This is a genomic window from Pseudomonas sp. B6(2017) (genome assembly GCF_002112765.1).
Lineage (GTDB): Bacteria > Pseudomonadota > Gammaproteobacteria > Pseudomonadales > Pseudomonadaceae > Aquipseudomonas > Aquipseudomonas piscis.
Map to the genome: position 1 here is coordinate 68,675 of NZ_NEIQ01000022.1, position 16,097 is coordinate 84,771.

General features: G+C 62.7%; 14 protein-coding genes and 5 tRNA genes. 7 read left to right on the top strand and 12 right to left on the bottom strand.

Annotated features, from left to right (window positions below):
• Positions 1-36 precede the first annotated feature (36 nt).
• From CAG11_RS28850 to uvrB, 10 genes are all read right to left on the bottom strand, one after another.
• Entirely contained in the window at positions 37-483 is a 447-nt protein-coding gene (locus tag CAG11_RS28850) for an Hsp20 family protein (protein WP_085599507.1), read from the bottom strand.
• Positions 484-597: 114 nt separating this feature from the next.
• Entirely contained in the window at positions 598-1,557 is a 960-nt protein-coding gene (locus CAG11_RS28855; protein ID WP_022643432.1) for a tRNA-dihydrouridine synthase, read from the bottom strand.
• Positions 1,558-1,682: 125 nt separating this feature from the next.
• On the bottom strand, positions 1,683-2,117 hold the full coding sequence (locus CAG11_RS28860) for a thioesterase family protein (RefSeq protein ID WP_022643431.1): 435 nt from the start codon (positions 2,115-2,117) through the stop codon (positions 1,683-1,685).
• A gap of 212 nt (positions 2,118-2,329) precedes the next feature.
• Positions 2,330-2,869 (bottom strand): TetR/AcrR family transcriptional regulator, encoded by a 540-nt coding sequence (locus CAG11_RS28865; RefSeq protein WP_022643430.1) that lies wholly within the window; start codon positions 2,867-2,869, stop codon positions 2,330-2,332.
• A gap of 183 nt (positions 2,870-3,052) precedes the next feature.
• Positions 3,053-3,128 (bottom strand) — tRNA-Glu (locus tag CAG11_RS28870).
• A gap of 78 nt (positions 3,129-3,206) precedes the next feature.
• A tRNA-Ala gene (locus tag CAG11_RS28875) sits at positions 3,207-3,282 on the bottom strand.
• Between the two features lie 53 nt (positions 3,283-3,335).
• Positions 3,336-3,411, bottom strand: a tRNA-Glu gene (locus CAG11_RS28880).
• A 79-nt stretch (positions 3,412-3,490) separates the two neighbouring features.
• Positions 3,491-3,566, bottom strand: a tRNA-Ala gene (locus CAG11_RS28885).
• 280 nt (positions 3,567-3,846) lie between these two features.
• Positions 3,847-5,328, bottom strand: a complete 1,482-nt coding sequence (gltX, locus tag CAG11_RS28890; RefSeq protein ID WP_085599509.1) for a glutamate--tRNA ligase — start codon at positions 5,326-5,328, stop codon at positions 3,847-3,849.
• Positions 5,329-5,484: 156 nt separating this feature from the next.
• Positions 5,485-7,500 carry an excinuclease ABC subunit UvrB gene (gene uvrB / locus CAG11_RS28895; RefSeq protein WP_085599510.1) on the bottom strand — a complete coding sequence of 672 codons (2,016 nt, stop codon included), beginning with the start codon at positions 7,498-7,500 and terminating at the stop codon, positions 5,485-5,487.
• 336 nt (positions 7,501-7,836) lie between these two features.
• On the opposite strand from uvrB, the gene CAG11_RS28900 reads away from it, so the two are divergent.
• From CAG11_RS28900 to CAG11_RS28920, 5 genes are all read left to right on the top strand, one after another.
• Entirely contained in the window at positions 7,837-9,033 is a 1,197-nt protein-coding gene (locus tag CAG11_RS28900; protein ID WP_022643423.1) for an amino acid aminotransferase, read from the top strand.
• A 121-nt stretch (positions 9,034-9,154) separates the two neighbouring features.
• Complete coding sequence (locus CAG11_RS28905; RefSeq protein ID WP_053138707.1) at positions 9,155-9,352, top strand: hypothetical protein; 198 nt, start codon at positions 9,155-9,157, stop codon at positions 9,350-9,352.
• 87 nt (positions 9,353-9,439) lie between these two features.
• Positions 9,440-9,515: transfer RNA gene (locus CAG11_RS28910), tRNA-Asn, on the top strand.
• Positions 9,516-10,084: 569 nt separating this feature from the next.
• Positions 10,085-11,239, top strand: a complete 1,155-nt coding sequence (locus CAG11_RS28915; RefSeq protein ID WP_085599512.1) for an MFS transporter — start codon at positions 10,085-10,087, stop codon at positions 11,237-11,239.
• A 90-nt stretch (positions 11,240-11,329) separates the two neighbouring features.
• Positions 11,330-11,911, top strand: a complete 582-nt coding sequence (locus tag CAG11_RS28920; protein WP_022643420.1) for a hypothetical protein — start codon at positions 11,330-11,332, stop codon at positions 11,909-11,911.
• Positions 11,912-11,958: 47 nt separating this feature from the next.
• Here the strand turns inward: CAG11_RS28920 and CAG11_RS28925 are convergent, their stop codons facing one another.
• A complete protein-coding gene (locus CAG11_RS28925) occupies positions 11,959-13,494 on the bottom strand; it encodes a nucleobase:cation symporter-2 family protein (protein WP_085599514.1) in 1,536 nt (511 codons plus the stop codon).
• Between the two features lie 388 nt (positions 13,495-13,882).
• Positions 13,883-14,722 (bottom strand): arylamine N-acetyltransferase, encoded by an 840-nt coding sequence (locus tag CAG11_RS28930; protein ID WP_085599561.1) that lies wholly within the window; start codon positions 14,720-14,722, stop codon positions 13,883-13,885.
• A 234-nt stretch (positions 14,723-14,956) separates the two neighbouring features.
• On the opposite strand from CAG11_RS28930, the gene CAG11_RS28935 reads away from it, so the two are divergent.
• Both CAG11_RS28935 and CAG11_RS28940 read left to right on the top strand, forming a co-directional pair.
• The gene (locus tag CAG11_RS28935) at positions 14,957-15,541 is read left to right on the top strand and encodes a GNAT family N-acetyltransferase (protein WP_085599516.1); all 585 of its coding nucleotides are present in this window, start codon (positions 14,957-14,959) and stop codon (positions 15,539-15,541) included.
• 30 nt (positions 15,542-15,571) lie between these two features.
• The gene (locus tag CAG11_RS28940) at positions 15,572-16,096 is read left to right on the top strand and encodes a GNAT family N-acetyltransferase (protein ID WP_085599518.1); all 525 of its coding nucleotides are present in this window, start codon (positions 15,572-15,574) and stop codon (positions 16,094-16,096) included.
• The last annotated feature ends 1 nt before the right edge of the window (position 16,097 follow it).

A 16,097-nucleotide genomic window follows, 5' to 3' on the forward strand; every position in this document is an offset into this window, starting at 1 on the left:
AAGGGCGCCACTCGGGCGCCCTTTTTGCTTGCGGTCTTAGTGTTGCAGGGCCGCTTGCTGAATGCCATTGATCGCGATGCGCTTGGGCTTGGCTTCTTCCGGCACGACCCGCAGCAGGTCGATGTTCAGCAGGCCGTGGTTCAGGGCCGCGGCCTTGACCTCGATATGGTCGGCCAGGCGGAAAGACAGCTTGAAAGCCCGCTGGGCGATGCCCTGGTGCAGGTAGGTGACGCCTTCGTTGGCATCGCGCTTGCCACCACTCACGGTCAACACGCCTTTTTCCACCTGCAGCTCCAGGTCTTGTTCCTGGAAACCGGCGGCGGCGATGACGATGCGGTACTGGTCATCGGCATGCTTTTCAACGTTGTAGGGTGGGTAGCTGCTGCCCGGTTCGTTGCGCAGTGCCGATTCGAACAGGTCGTTGAAACGGTCGAAGCCGACAGAGGAACGGAACAATGGGGCCAGGGAAAATGCAGTACTCATGGGTAAATCTCCTGATATTCAGCGAGTGGTTATCTACGCGACCCGAATTCGGCATCGCGTACCCAAGAGATAAGGACCGCCGGAGGCATTTCAAGAGCGGCCATGGAAATTTCTTCAGGCCGCCTCGCTGCACGGCATACCCAGCAACCTGCCGACCTGGTCCAGCTCGGTTTCGCGCCGCAGCGCGGTGAACAACTCGACCGCCTCGGGGTAGTTGCGAGTCAACATCGCCAACCACTGCTTCAACCGACCCGGAGCCGAGCGCGGGGTCAATTGCGTAACCACCTGGGCCCAGAAGTCATGGATCAGCGGCAGCAACTCGGCCCAGGACATCTGCACCACTTCTTCGCCAGCCCGAGCCGCGGCGATCTGCCGAGCCAGGTCCGGACGCGAAACCAGCCCACGCCCCAGCATGATGTCCTCGACCCCGCTGATTTCCCGGCAGCGCCGCCAGTCCTCGACGCTCCAGATATCACCGTTGGCGAACACCGGCACCTTGACCACTTCCTGGACCCGAGGAATCCACTCCCAATGGGCCGGAGGCTTGTAGCCGTCAACCTTGGTCCGCGCATGCACCACGATATGCTCGGCGCCACCTTCGGCCAACGCGGTGGCGCATACCAGGGCACCATCCGGGCTATCGAAACCCAGGCGCATCTTGGCCGTGACCGGGATATGCGCCGGAACCGCACGTCGTACATGCTCGACGATCTGGTTGAGTAGCTCGGGCTCCTTGAGCAGCACCGCGCCGCCACGGGACTTGTTGACGGTCTTGGCCGGGCAACCGAAGTTCAGGTCGATGACTTCGCTCCCCAGCTCGCAGGCCAGCGCGGCGTTCTCGGCCAGGCACACAGGATCGGAACCTAGCAGTTGCACGCGCAGCGGCACCCCGGCCGCAGTCTGCGCGCCTTGCAGCAATTCGGGGGCAAGCTTGTGGAAATAGGCAGGCGTCAACAGACGGTCGTTGACACGGATGAACTCGGTGACACACCAGTCGATCCCGCCAACACGGGTCAGTACATCGCGCAGGATGTTGTCGACCAACCCCTCCATGGGCGCCAGGGCAATTTGCATGAAACACACTCGACGAAAACGGGCGAAAAACGGGCGCCAGTTTACTGGGTTTCAAACGCTGGCAGTACCTTGCCGTTAGCAACTGCCGGCGAACGGGGCCAGCATTCCACGCAACGACTAAAGATTCAGCAGGATTGCAGGGCCGGCCCATAGCCGTCGAGGAACTCGGCGGGCATGCGTTTGGGCTTGCCGCTGGACAGCTCGATGCAGACGAAGGTGGTCTGGGCCCGCAGCAGGGTCGCGCCATCGCTCGGGCGCACCAGCTGGAAACGCCGGGTCATCTTCAAGCGCTGGTCCCAATCGACGATCCAGGTGGCCAATTGCAGCTCGTCGCCCTCGTAGGCGGCGGCCAGGTAGTCGATTTCATGCCGCACCACGGCCATGGCCCGGTCCAGGCGGCGATATTCAGCCAGGTCCAGCCCCAGGCGTTGGGAATGACGCCAGGCACAACGCTCCAGCCAGGTAACGTAGACCGCATTGTTGGCGTGCCCCAAGCCATCGATATCTTCGGCCGCCACCTGCAGATCGATGACGAACGGCGTTGCCAGATCCCAACTCATGCCCGACTCCCGGTCAGTTTTTTGACCGACGCAGTGTAACGGATGGCCAGCCCGATTGGCGCATCCCTCCCGGGACCGGCTCGCTCTGGCTCGAGGCTTTGCTATCTCGAGGGCTTGGCGAACCGGGGCTCGCGGGGCGTATCGAACCTTGATTGGATGATCATTCGCGATGTGAATGACCATGTGGCGACAGGACTCGCCACGGTTCCGGGTCAGAGCACGGCGGACTTGGCAGCGCGCAGCAGGCGATCGGACAACTCCCCCGGTCCCAGGGCGCGAGCCAAGGACAGGCCACCGATCATCAAGGCCATGTCCGCCAGGGCCTTGTCCGTGTCCTCGGGAGTCTCGGCCAGTTGCGCCACCATCAACTCCATGTGTTCGTTCAGGGCCTTGCGGAAGCTCTCCGGCAGACGTCCCAACTCCCCTACCGAGGCGGGGATCGGGCAGGCCAGCTCGGTGGAGTCGCGATGCTTGCGCGACAGGTAGAAGGCGGCGGTCAACGCCCGGCGCTCCACACCGCTCAGGTTGCTGTCCATTTCATCGAGCAGGCCACGCCGGTGCGCGAGCAACTGGGTGAAAGCCTCCAGCATCAGCGCGTCCTTGCTCTCGAAGTGCGCGTAGAAACCACCGACCGTGAGTCCGGCCGCCCCCATCACCTCACCCACGCTCGGCTCGGCCGGACCACGCTGGATCAACGCGGAACTGGCGGCCTGGAGAATGCGCTCCCGGGTCTGAGCTTTTTTATCGTTCATCGTTGCCTCCGAATATCACGAAAAAATATTATTCCCATAATAATTTTCCGCAAGTCGCGAGCGTGACCGTCGGTCAGAGGAGCAAGCTGGGAAAAGAAGAGAGAAAAATTGCCGGGCGCCAGAAAAACAAAAGGGTCATTCAATAATCGAATGACCCTTGAAATCCCGCAAAGCGGGCAAACCTGGCGTCCCCTAGGGGACTCGAACCCCTGTTACCGCCGTGAAAGGGCGGTGTCCTAGGCCACTAGACGAAGGGGACACGAACCTTCTATACAACTGACCGGCGCTGAGTACCGATCGTTTCAAGGCCGGTGTGGCCAGACCTTGAACTGTAAATTGGTGGAGCTAGACGGGATCGAACCGTCGACCTCTTGCATGCCATGCAAGCGCTCTCCCAGCTGAGCTATAGCCCCGGATTTTTCGCCTCGCGGCGCAGCGACATCTTGCAACATCGCTTGTGTAAAACTGGCGTCCCCTAGGGGACTCGAACCCCTGTTACCGCCGTGAAAGGGCGGTGTCCTAGGCCACTAGACGAAGGGGACGCAAACCTTCTATACAACTGATCGGTGCTGAGTGCCGATCGATTCAAGGCCGGTGTGGCCAGACCTTGAACTGTAAATTTGGTGGAGCTAGACGGGATCGAACCGTCGACCTCTTGCATGCCATGCAAGCGCTCTCCCAGCTGAGCTATAGCCCCTCGTCGGTGAGGACGGGGCGAATCTTAAGGGGCGTTCGCAAGGCTGTCAATTTTTTTTCAGCTTTTTGCAAAAAAAATTACCGGGATAACAAACACTTACCGGCCCGCCCTGAAAAACCGGGCTTTTGCACCCTTCCCGACTTGTGCCGACTCCCGCAAAAGAGTCGACCCAAGCCTGGAGAATTGCCGGTCGCGGCAACCAATTCGCCTGACGCCAGAGATTCAAGCGTAGTCGAAAAGCTCGCCGCTCCTGGCAGCACTGCTGCGGCACCACGCCGTCTCAGGCGATGGCGCCCAGCAGTTTTTCCCACTCCTTGTTCTCTTTCTTCGACACGCCACCGAGCAGGTCGATAGCCTGGCGCAGACGGAAGCGAGTCAGGTCCGGACCAAGGATTTCCATGGCATCGAGCACCGACACCGAACTGGCCTGGCCGGTGATGGCGGCGAACATCAGCGGCATGGCATCGCGCAGCTTCAGCTCCAGGGATTCGACCACGGCCTGGATAGTCGCGGTGATGCTGTCCTTTTCCCACTGGCGCAGGCTTTCGAGCTTCCACAGGATCAGCTGCATCAGCTGGCGCACCTGATCGCCCGACAGCTTCTTGGATTCGAACAGCTTGGCATCCGGAGTGACTCCACCAGCAAAGAAGAACCCGGCCAGCGGCGCGATCTGGCTGAAGGTCTCGACCCGACCCTGGACATGGGGAGCGATCTTCATCATGTAGTCGCTGTTGAACGCCCACTTCTGCACGCGAGTGGCGAACTCCTCCACCGGCAGGTCACGCAGCCACTGGCCGTTGAGCCAGGACAGCTTCTCGATATCGAAAATCGGCCCGCCCAGGGAGACCCGCGACAGGTCGAAGTTGTCGACCATTTCCTGCAACGAGAACTTCTCGCGCTCGTCCGGCATCGACCACCCCATGCGCCCCAGGTAGTTGAGCATGGCCTCGGGCATGAAGCCCATGCGCTCGTAGAAGGTCACCGAAGTCGGGTTCTTGCGCTTGGACAGCTTGCTCTTGTCCGGGTTACGCAGCAGCGGCATGTAGCACAACTGTGGTTGCTCCCAGCCGAAGTACTCGTAAAGCAGGATCAATTTCGGTGCCGATGGCAGCCACTCTTCGCCACGCAGCACATGGGTGATGCCCATCAGGTGGTCGTCGACCACGTTGGCCAGGAAGTAGGTCGGCAAGCCATCGGTCTTCATCAGGACCTGCATGTCCATGCGATCCCACGGGATCTCGACATCGCCACGCAGCAGGTCCGGTACCACGCAGACGCCTTCGCTGGGCACCTTCATGCGGATCACATGGGGTTCACCGGCCGCCAGGCGCTGGGCCACTTCTTCCTTGGACAGCAACAATGCGCGCCCGTCGTAGCGCGGGGTTTCGCCACGGGCCATCTGCTCGGCACGCATCTGGTCCAGTTCCTCGGCGGTACAGAAGCAGGGGAACGCGTGCCCCATGTCCACCAGTTGCTGGACGTACTTCTGGTAGATATCGCCACGTTCGCTCTGGCGATACGGGCCATGGGGACCGCCGACATCCGGGCCTTCGCTCCAGTTGATCCCCAGCCAGCGCAAGGCATCGAAAATCTGCTGTTCGGACTCACGTGTGGAACGCAGTTGGTCGGTGTCTTCGATACGCAGGATGAACTCACCGCCGTGCTGCTTGGCAAAGCAATAGTTGAACAAAGCGATATAAGCAGTACCTACGTGGGGATCCCCGGTAGGCGATGGCGCGATGCGCGTACGGACGGTGGTCATGGCATGTCTCGGAAAGAATATAAAAGCTAAGGAACAAACAAGGGGCGAATGGTAACAGGCGATACCAGGCGCGCTCCAGTAAGGAGGGCATTTAAGCCCAGGTCACGGTTACGGGCGATTGCGCCCCATGGCCGCTGCCATGGGGGCGCACACCGCTCAGACGTTGAGCAGGCGCTCACGCAGCTTGCTGATCTCGTCCCGCAGCTGGGCTGCCGCCTCGAACTCCAGGTCCCGGGCCAACTGGTACATCTTTTCCTCGAGCTGGCGGATGCGCTTGGTGATCTCGCTCGGCGAACGCAGCTCGTTTTCGTAGCGAGCGCTCTCCTCCGCGGCCTTGGCCATGCCCTTGCGCTTCTTGCTGCGCGAACCGGGCACGGTGGCACCTTCCATGATGTCGGTGATGTCCTTGACCACCCCCTTTGGGGTGATGCCATTGGCCTGGTTGAAAGCCAGTTGCTTGTCGCGCCGGCGCTCGGTCTCGCCGATGGCGCGCTGCATGGAGCCGGTGATGTTGTCGGCGTAGAGGATCGCCTTGCCATTGAGGTTACGCGCAGCGCGGCCGATGGTCTGGATCAGCGAGCGCTCGGAGCGCAGGAAGCCTTCTTTGTCGGCATCGAGAATCGCCACCAGCGACACCTCCGGCATGTCCAGGCCCTCGCGCAGCAGGTTGATCCCCACCAGCACGTCGAAAGTACCCAGGCGCAGGTCGCGAATGATCTCCACCCGCTCCACGGTATCGATGTCCGAGTGCAGGTAGCGCACACGGACGCCGTGGTCAGCCAGGTAGTCGGTGAGATCCTCGGCCATGCGCTTGGTCAGGGTGGTCACCAGCACCCGCTCCTCCAGGGCCACGCGCTTGGTGATTTCCGACAGCAGGTCGTCGACCTGGGTCAACGCTGGACGCACCTCCACCAGGGGGTCCACCAGGCCGGTGGGGCGTACCACCTGCTCCACCACCCGGCCGGCGTGCTCGGCCTCGTAGTTGCCGGGAGTGGCGGAGACGAAGATGGTCTGCGGGCTGACGCCTTCCCATTCGTCGAAACGCATCGGCCGGTTATCCAGCGCCGAAGGCAGGCGGAAGCCATATTCCACCAGGGTTTCCTTGCGCGAACGGTCACCCTTATACATCGCGCCGACCTGGGGCACGCTGACATGGGACTCGTCGATCACCAACAGGGCATCGGGCGGCAGGTAGTCATACAGGGTCGGCGGCGGCGCCCCGGCCGGACGCCCAGACAGGTAGCGCGAGTAGTTTTCGATACCATTGCAGTAGCCCAGCTCGAGGATCATCTCCAGGTCGAAGCGAGTGCGCTGCTCCAGGCGCTGGGCTTCCACCAGCTTGTTGTTGGAACGCAGGTACTCCAGGCGCTCCTGCAGCTCCTCCTTGATTCCATCGACGGCCTCCAGCAGGGTCTCGCGCGGGGTCACGTAGTGGCTCTTGGGATAGAAGGTGAAGCGCGGCAGCTTGCGGATCACCTCGCCGGTCAACGGGTCGAAGGCACTGATGCTTTCCACTTCGTCGTCGAACAACTCGATGCGGATCGCTTCCAGGTCGGATTCCGCCGGGTAGATATCGATCACGTCGCCGCGGACCCGGAAGGTCGCGCGGGCGAAGTCCATGTCGTTGCGGGTGTATTGCAGGTCCGCCAGGCGCCGCAGCAAGGCACGCTGGTCGAGCTTGTCGCCGCGATCCACGTGCAAGACCATCTTCAGGTAGGTTTCGGGGCTGCCCAGGCCATAGATGCAGGACACCGTGGTGACGATGATCGCGTCCTTGCGCTCCAGCAGCGCCTTGGTCGCCGACAGGCGCATCTGTTCGATATGGTCGTTGATCGAGGCGTCCTTCTCGATGAAGGTATCGGAGGACGGCACATAGGCTTCGGGCTGGTAGTAGTCGTAGTAGGAAACGAAGTACTCCACTGCGTTGTTCGGGAAAAACGCCTTGAACTCGCCGTACAACTGCGCCGCCAGGGTCTTGTTCGGGGCCAGTACCAGGGTCGGCCGCTGCACTTGCTGGATGACGTTGGCGATGCTGAAGGTCTTGCCTGAACCGGTCACGCCGAGCAGGGTCTGGTGCGCCAGGCCGGCCTCGATGCCTTCGACCATCAGGCGGATGGCCTCCGGCTGGTCGCCGGCAGGCTGGAAACGGGTAACGAGCTGGAACTCAGACATAACCTACCTCTGGAATCATCCTGCGCGGCGCGACCGGACAGCAATGGAAAAGACCACGTACGACCCAGGTCGTCGAGGAAAGAAAACGGGAATATTCAGAATGTGGAGCCAAATCCCACAGCTTTCAAGGTAAAGGTCCTACACCCGCTAACACGCCGAATGTTGCAATAAGACTAACGGTCAGAAAATAACCCGAAAAACTTGTCGCAAAAGGCTAATAGCCTGTCGCCCGCCGCGATGATGGCCTCTATACTAGCTCCCCGTTTGTGCACCGCTCTAGTGCATTCGGCTGGAGCGCGACACGTCCCTCCACACTCCATTCAGAGCCGCCGTAAAATGAGCCTGTTCTCCGCTGTCGAAATGGCACCACGCGATCCAATCCTGGGCCTCAACGAAGCATTCAACGCCGACACCCGTACCGACAAGGTCAACCTTGGGGTGGGCGTGTACTGCAATGAGGAGGGACGCATTCCACTCCTGCGCGCCGTTGTCGAAGCCGAGACGATCCGCGCAGCCCAGCATGCCTCCCGTGGCTACCTGCCGATCGACGGCATCGCCGCCTACGACCAGGCGGTACAGAAGCTGCTGTTCGGTGCCGACTCGCCACTGCTGGCCGCTGGCCGCGTAGTCACCACCCAGGCCGTCGGCGGCACTGGCGCCCTGAAGATCGGTGCCGACTTCCTCAAGCAACTGCTGCCCAATGCCGTGGTCGCCATCAGCGACCCGAGCTGGGAGAACCATCGCGCGCTGTTCGAGACCGCGGGTTTTGCGGTGCAAAACTACCGCTACTACGACGCGGCCACCCATGATGTGAACCGTACCGGCCTGCTGGAAGACCTGAACGCCCTGCCAGAGCAGTCGATCGTGGTCCTGCACGCCTGCTGCCACAACCCGACCGGCGTCGACCTGAGCCCCGAGGACTGGAAGAACGTCCTGGAAGTGGTCAAGGCCAAGAACCTGGTGCCGTTCCTGGACATGGCCTACCAGGGCTTCGGCGATGGCATCGACGAAGATGCCGCCGCTGTCCGCCTGTTCGCCGACTCGGGCCTGACCTTCTTCGTTTCCAGCTCTTTCTCCAAGTCGTTCTCGCTGTACGGCGAGCGTGTCGGCGCGCTGTCCATCATCAGCAGCTCGAAGGAAGAAAGCGCCCGCGTGCTGTCCCAGGTCAAGCGCGTGATCCGCACCAACTACTCCAACCCGCCGACCCATGGCGCCACCATCGTCGCCGCGGTGCTCAACAACCCGGAACTGCGTGCCCAGTGGGAGCAGGAACTGGCGGAAATGCGCCTGCGGATTCGCGGCATGCGCACCCAGATGGTCGACCTGCTGGCCAAGGGCGCCCCACAGCACGACTTCAGCTTCGTTGGCCGCCAACGCGGCATGTTCTCCTACTCCGGCCTGAGCGCCGAGCAAGTGGGCCGGCTGCGCAACGAGTTCGGCATCTATGCCCTGGACACCGGCCGCATCTGCGTTGCCGCGCTGAACCAGAGCAATATCGGCGCGGTGACCAAGGCCATCCTCCAGGTGATCTGAGCCACTGCCGGTAGCCTGTGAACAAGAGGGGAAGCCACGGCTTCCCCTTTTTCATGGGCGCCCGGCATTCTCCCCCACGCCCTCTAGACTCAAACCGTGTCTTGCAAAGCGAGAACCGCCAATGAAAAACGATGACCTGCGGGCCGAACGCGACGACCCTGAACATTACCTGCCCCGCTCGCAGAAACGCGAAAAAAGCCTGGTGCTGCAGATTGCCCTGGGCGTATTCCTCGGGGGCCTGGCGTTGTGGCTGGTGCAACTGGCGGCCAATGCGCTGATGGCCAGGCTGATGCTTGGCACCTTGACCTTCGGTGGCTGAGGGCAGCGTCTGCATACCGGAAGAAAAATTCGCCTTTTTTCTTCAAGCGCTTGACTTCCCTTTTTGAATCAGTAAGATACGGCGCATTCCGCGATAGCTCAGTTGGTAGAGCAAGTGACTGTTAATCACTGGGTCCCTGGTTCGAGTCCAGGTCGTGGAGCCATCTTCCAAGACTGATTTGCCACGCAATCCCCGAAGAGCGCCCTGCTCCCCCGGCAAATCGGCTCAAGCAATACCCCCTTATATATCTCCTGCGCATGCCAGCCAGGCATGCGGCCAAGCTATTCATATATCCCTGAAAACCCCATGCACATGCCTGGTTGCTTTGGCGCAAGGGCCTGACGTAGGCTGTGCGCCTCTTTTTCCAACCAGTCAGACAATGATGTCCGTGCCAGCACAGTTAGCGTGCAGTTCTTCCTCGATCTCCCCTTCGGCCAGCCTGGCCGTTGCCCAGCATGACTGCGCGATCAATCGTCGGCGTCGCAGCGTGCTGTTCGCCTTTACCTTCTCTCCGCCCCAAGGCCTGCGCTGACCGCGACCGCCCCGGCACCCGTAACCCCCGCGATCCGAACCTGGCGCAAGCGACCTGAAAACAACTTGCTTGCCCCAAGGCCTGCGCGCGCCACCAGGGTTCGTCCGGCAATCGTTTGCACCGCCGCCGGCGTCACGACGCATGACTGCGCCTCTTTACTTCATCTAGGCACCTGGAAATCCGGGTGCAGGTCTTGAGCAATGAACAAAGCCTTGTTAGCCGCCCTGATACTGGGCATCTCCATCGTCGGCCTGAGCATCGGCTCCAGCGTGCCGATCCTGGCCCTGCGCCTGTACCAGGCCGGCGCCTCCAACAACCAGATCGGCCTCATGTCGGCCCTGCCCGCCGCCGGCATGATGCTCTCGGCCTTCCTGGTCAACGTCCTGTGCCAACGCCTGACCCGCCGCCAGATCTACCTGCTGTGCTTCAGCCTCTGCGCCCTGAGCGTGGCCGCCCTGGAGTTGCCGGGCCTTGATCTCTACAGCCTGGGCCTGGCGCGTATCGGCATGGGCCTGGGCGCCGGGCTGATCATCATCCTCGGGGAAACCTGGGTCAATGAAATGGCCGAAGACAGCAGCCGTGGGCGCCTGGTGGCGGTCTATACCACCTGCTTCACCTTTTTCCAGCTGCTGGGACCGGGCCTGGTGTCGGTACTGGGCACCGAAGGGCCGGCCGTACTGGGCATCGTCACCATCGGTTATGCGCTGGCCATCGCCGTGGTCTGGCTGACCCTGCCCCGGGAAGATGCCCCGAGCCCCCACGCCGAAAGCCGGACCTTCTCGGTACTGGGCTTCATCCGCGTCGCCCCGGCACTGTGCGTGGGCATCCTGTTCTTCGCCTTCTTCGACAGCATGGTGCTCTCGCTATTCCCGGTCTATGCCGCCGACCATGGCTACAGCATCCAGCTCGCCGCCCTGATGGTGACCGTCATTCTCCTGGGCGACACGGCGTTCCAATTCCCCCTGGGCTGGATCTCGGACAAGCTCGGACGCCCCGGTATCTACCTGGGATGCGGCATCATCTCGCTGCTGATCGGCCTGGGCCTGCCGGTGTTGATGCAAACCCCCGGCCTGCTCTGGCCGAGCCTGGTGATCCTCGGGGCCGCGGCGGGCGGCATCTACACCCTGGCGATCGTCCTGATCGGGCAGTCCTTCAGCGGCCCGGACCTGGTCACCGCCAACGCCAGCGCCGGCCTGCTCTGGGGCATCGGCAGCCTGCTCGGACCGCTGCTCAGCGGCGCGGCCATGAGCGGCGGCAGCTACGGCCTGCCCCTGACCCTATCGGCAGCCGCCGCCATCGTGGTGCTGTTCGCCCTGTCCCTGGTGCGCCAGGGCCAGTTCAAGGTCGCACAATAAGCATCTGCGGGGCGCGGCCAGTGATCATTCACAGGTCGCGTCTTTGTCATTACCATCACCCCTCCCTCCCCGCCCATGGACACCTTTGCGATGGACCGAACCCTGCGCCTCCTGCCGCTGTGCGGCCTGCTGTTGCCTTTATCCCTGCCAGCCCTGGCCGAACCTGCGGTGGACTGCGCCGCCCTGGGCGAAAAAGCCTCCCGGGAAGCCGGCGACTATCGCCCGCCCCTGGAGGCCAAGGTGATCGGCACCGGGCGCCTGCATTTTCACAGCGCCCCGCACGCGGCCTGCATGGACAAGAAGCTGTTCGTGATTCCCGGCGATGGCCTGACGGTGTACGCCGCCACCGAGGACGGTTGGGCCCAGGTCATGTACATCGCCAAGGATGGGGAGGACTACAGCGGCTGGGTCGAGGAGCAGCGCCTGAAACTGGGAGGGCACTACGGCGGCGCCCAACTGCCGGCCGACGCCAGCGCCCTGATCCAGCGCCACGAGGAATGCCAGCACTTCGCCGGCGAAGAGCCTTATGACGCCGAGCGCCGGGCCGAGCTTGAAAAGGCGGTGAAGGAGAGCTGCACCGGCGTGGATCGCCAACTGGCGACACTGCGCCAGCAATACAAGGACGACCCCGAGGTCCTCCAGGCCCTGGCGCCCCTGGAGAACCTGGAATAAGCAAAAACCGGCGCCTGGGCGCCGGTCGTCAGTAACCACGGAGCCACTCAATGGGTGGTTTCGACGCTGCCACGAACATGGCTGGGTGGCGTCGCTTCGCCTTCTGCCGCGACCGCCGGACCATCGGCCAGCAGCGGTACTTCCTTGCCCTCGGCATCATGCAGCTTGCCCCCGCTGAAATAGTCCCCCTCCCGCAGGCCGGCGATGTCCTGGAAACGCAGGCTGCGCTCGGTACCGGCGACGAACACCGACTGCTGGTCCGAGTTGCCAGTGGTGAAATGGTTGAACGCCAGGTTCAGCAGGATCGCCATGATCGCCGAGGAACTGATGCCCGAGTGGAATATCGTTGCGAACCAGCTGGGGAAATGATCATAGAAGCTCGGTGCGGCAATGGGGATCATGCCGAAACCGATGGAGGTAGCGACGATGATCAGGTTCATATTGTTGCGGTAGTCGACCTTGGACAAGGTTCGGATACCGCTGGCGGCCACGGTGCCGAACAGCACGATGCCGGCCCCGCCAAGCACCGAGGTCGGTACGGCGGCGATGACCCGCCCCATGAACGGCAACAGGCCGAGGATCACCAGGAACAGGCCACCAGTGGCCACCACGAAGCGACTCTTGATCCCGGTGACCGCTACCAGCCCGACGTTCTGGGCGAAGGCGCTCTGGGTGAAGGAGCCGAAGATCGGCGCGATCATGCTTGACAGCATGTCGGCCCGCAGGCCATTGCCCAGGCGCTTGGAGTCGACCTTGGTATGGATGATCTCCCCTACCGCGAGGATATCCGCCGAGGTTTCCACCAGGGTCACCATGACCACGATGCACATCGACAGGATCGCCGCGAGATGGAAGGTCGGCATGCCGAAATGGAACGGCGTGGGCAAGCCGAACATCGGCCCCTGGGTCACTCCGGAAAAGTCAGCCATGCCCAGGAACACCGCGACCACGGTGCCGATGACCATCGCCAGGAGAATCGAGAGTCGAGAGATCGCCGCACTGCCGACCTTGCTCAGCAGCAGCACCAGGACCAGGGTGACGGCAGCCAGGCCGATGTTCGACATGCTGCCAAAATCCGCCGAACGGCTATTGCCGCCCATGGCCCAACGCGCCGCCACGGGCATCAGCGTCAGGCCGATGGTGGTGATGACGATACCGGTGACCAGGGGCGGGAAGAACTTGGTGATGCGGGAAAACACCGGGGTGATCAGCAGCCCGATCAGGGACGCGGCGATCACCGCGCCGAGCACCGACTGGAAACCACCCTCGCCGCCACTGGTCACGATCGCCACCATGGTCGACACACCCGCGAAGGACACCCCCTGCACCAACGGCAGGCGGCAGCCGAAGAACGGTACCCCCAGGGTCTGCAGCAACGTGGCCAGCCCCCCGGCGAACAACGAGGCGGCGACCAGCAGGCCGATTTCCGCCGGCGCCAGGCCGGCAGCCTGGCCGATGATCAGCGGCACCGCGACGATGCCGCCATACATGGTCAGCACGTGTTGCAGGCCGTAGGCCATATTCGCGCCAACACCCAAGTTTTCGTCTTCGGGCCGCTGCTGTGAAACCTGAGGGGTAGTCATGGTTTGGGGTTCCCTGTTTTTGTTATGCGCACACTGTATGCAACATCAAAGAGAACTGTCCATAGAATTGTATACAGTTTATCCGCCAACTTTCCGGCGTCTTCGGCTCGCAAAACCATCGCCCAGGCTGCTGCTCGCGATCCTGTCGATGCCCCGGCCACACCGGGAAAAAGCCGTTGCAGAGCCCTCGCATCAGGGCCACCGAAACCCTGGGCAAGCAAAGTCATGGACTGGCCAGCCTCATCTGGCGGCTCAATAAAAAAGGGCCGATCCGACAAACGAATCAGCCCTTGGGCGCGATCGACCAACCCCTGAGGCAACGGCATCTGGATTCTGTACACAGTCGCGGCACATCACAGCGCGACGCCAGGTGCTGCTCAGCCCTGCGTCATGCGGGTACGACTTCGGCTTGCAGCAGTCGCTCCAGCACCTGCGGCAGATCTGGATGGTCCGGCAGGCGCAAGGCGAACTCCCCCTGCAGCAGACTCTTCAGTTCCTCGACCTCGGTGATCTGGCGGCGCTCGCTGGGCTGGCCCATGCGATGCAGGGCGTAGCTCTGGTTGTGCAGGGTATGGCGTACTCCCGGGCCGATCCGCGCCACCATCAGTTGGCCGAGAAACGGCGAGGCCGGATGAGTGGAGACGTACCAATTGCCCATTTCGTAATCCACTTCGCCCTGCACCTGAAGGTCGAACACGTACATCGCGCGCCATTCATCAGCGACCTTGGCCCGCAGGATGTAGCTGGCGTCACGCCGGATGATGCGATAGGGCTCATGGGGCGTGGCCTGCTCCTGCTCGGTATCGAGCAGCAAGGGCGCGGTCGGCACCATGCCGCCGAAACCCACATCGACGATATAGCGCCGGCCATCGAGTTGCAGCAGCGTCAGGCGATGACTGCGAGGCGTGAGCGCATCTTCCGGTCCCCCCATCACTACCCGTCCGGTGATGCCCCGGACCTCGTAGCCCAAGTGCTGCAGCAGCACCAGGAAGAGCTGATTGAGCTCATAGCAGTAGCCGCCGCGCCCGTCCTGCAAGATCTTGCGCTCCACCGCCGCCAGGTCGATGGGTACCGGTGCATGCAGCAAGGTCGAGAGACTCTCGAAAGTGAACCGGCAGACATGGCGCAGCTGCAGCTCCTGCAGGGTTTCCAGGGTGGGCGCTGGCGCTCGGTCGTAGCCGAGACGGTGCAGGTAGAGGTCGAAGTTCATCAGGTGCGGCTGGCTCATGCACGGGTCCTTGATATGAGTGTCGCGCAGGGCTCCGGCAATCCGCGTGCCGATCCACTCGAGCAACGCCAGCCCCTGCATGTCGGGTTTATGTATAAGCCAGAACAGACACGGATCGACAATCGATTCGGCTGATATTTTTTATCGCATTGGTCCCGGATTGGCCCTTGCCAAGCCGTGTCCGGGGTCTTGTAATAGCCGACCGCCCAGCCCAGACCTGGAGAATCCCCCGCCATGCACCCACTGGAAGGCCCGCGGATCATCCTGCGCCCCCTGCAAGAGAGCGACGCCGACGCCCTGGTCGAAGCGGCCCGGGACGGCGAACTGTGGAACCTGCCCTTTACCGTGGTGCCCTCACCCAGCACGGTCGGCCACTATCTGGCCAGCGCCCTGGAGGGCCGCGCCGCCGGCAGCGTGCAGCCCTTCGCCACCCTGCTGCGCGCCACCGGCCAGGTCATCGGCTGCACACGGTTCTGGAAGATCGACCGGCACAACCGCAAGCTGGAAATCGGCAGTACCTGGATCGCCAGCCGCTGGCAGCGCAGCTTCGTCAATACCGAAGCCAAGTACCTGATGCTGCGCCATGCCTTCGAGGACATGGCCTGCGTGCGGGTGCAGTTCACCACCGACGAGATCAACCACAAGTCCCGCGCGGCGATCCTGCGCCTGGGCGCACAGCAGGAGGGCATAGTGCGCCACGAACGCATCATGCCCGATGGCCGCAAGCGCAACTCCGTGCGCTTCAGCATCATTGACGACGAATGGCCGGCGGTACGCCAGCACCTGGAGCAGTTGCTCGAGCGATCCGCCACCCACTGACTACCGGCAATCAACTACAAGGATGCAGTCATGCCCACCACCCTCACCTTTCGCCATGCTCGCCACGAGGACGCCCTGTGCCTCGGCGGCCTGGCCACCCAGGTCTTCTTCGATACCTACGCCCTGGATGGCATGCGTGCCGACCTGGCCGAGGAGGCCCTGAACGTCTACGCGCCGGAGCAGTTCCGCCAACGCCTGGCCGATCCCCGGCGAATCCTGCTGCTGGCCGAACGCGAGGGGCACCTGCAGGGGTTCGCCGAGCTCGCCGCCAGCGGCACCCGCCCGCCCCTGGAACAACTGGCCGACGGCATGGAACTGGTGCGCTTGTACGTCCAGCGCCATGCCCAGCGCCAAGGCATCGGCCAGGCCCTGCTGCGCCAGGCGGAAAACCTCGCCCGGGGACGTGGCGCCAGCTGCCTGTGGCTCTGTGCCTGGGAGGGCAACCAGCCGGCCCTGGCCTTCTACCTGGCCCAGGGCTATGACGCGGTGGGTGTCACGAGCTATGAGTTCGGCGGCAATAGCTATGGCAACCAGGTGTTCTGCAAGGCCTGGTAAG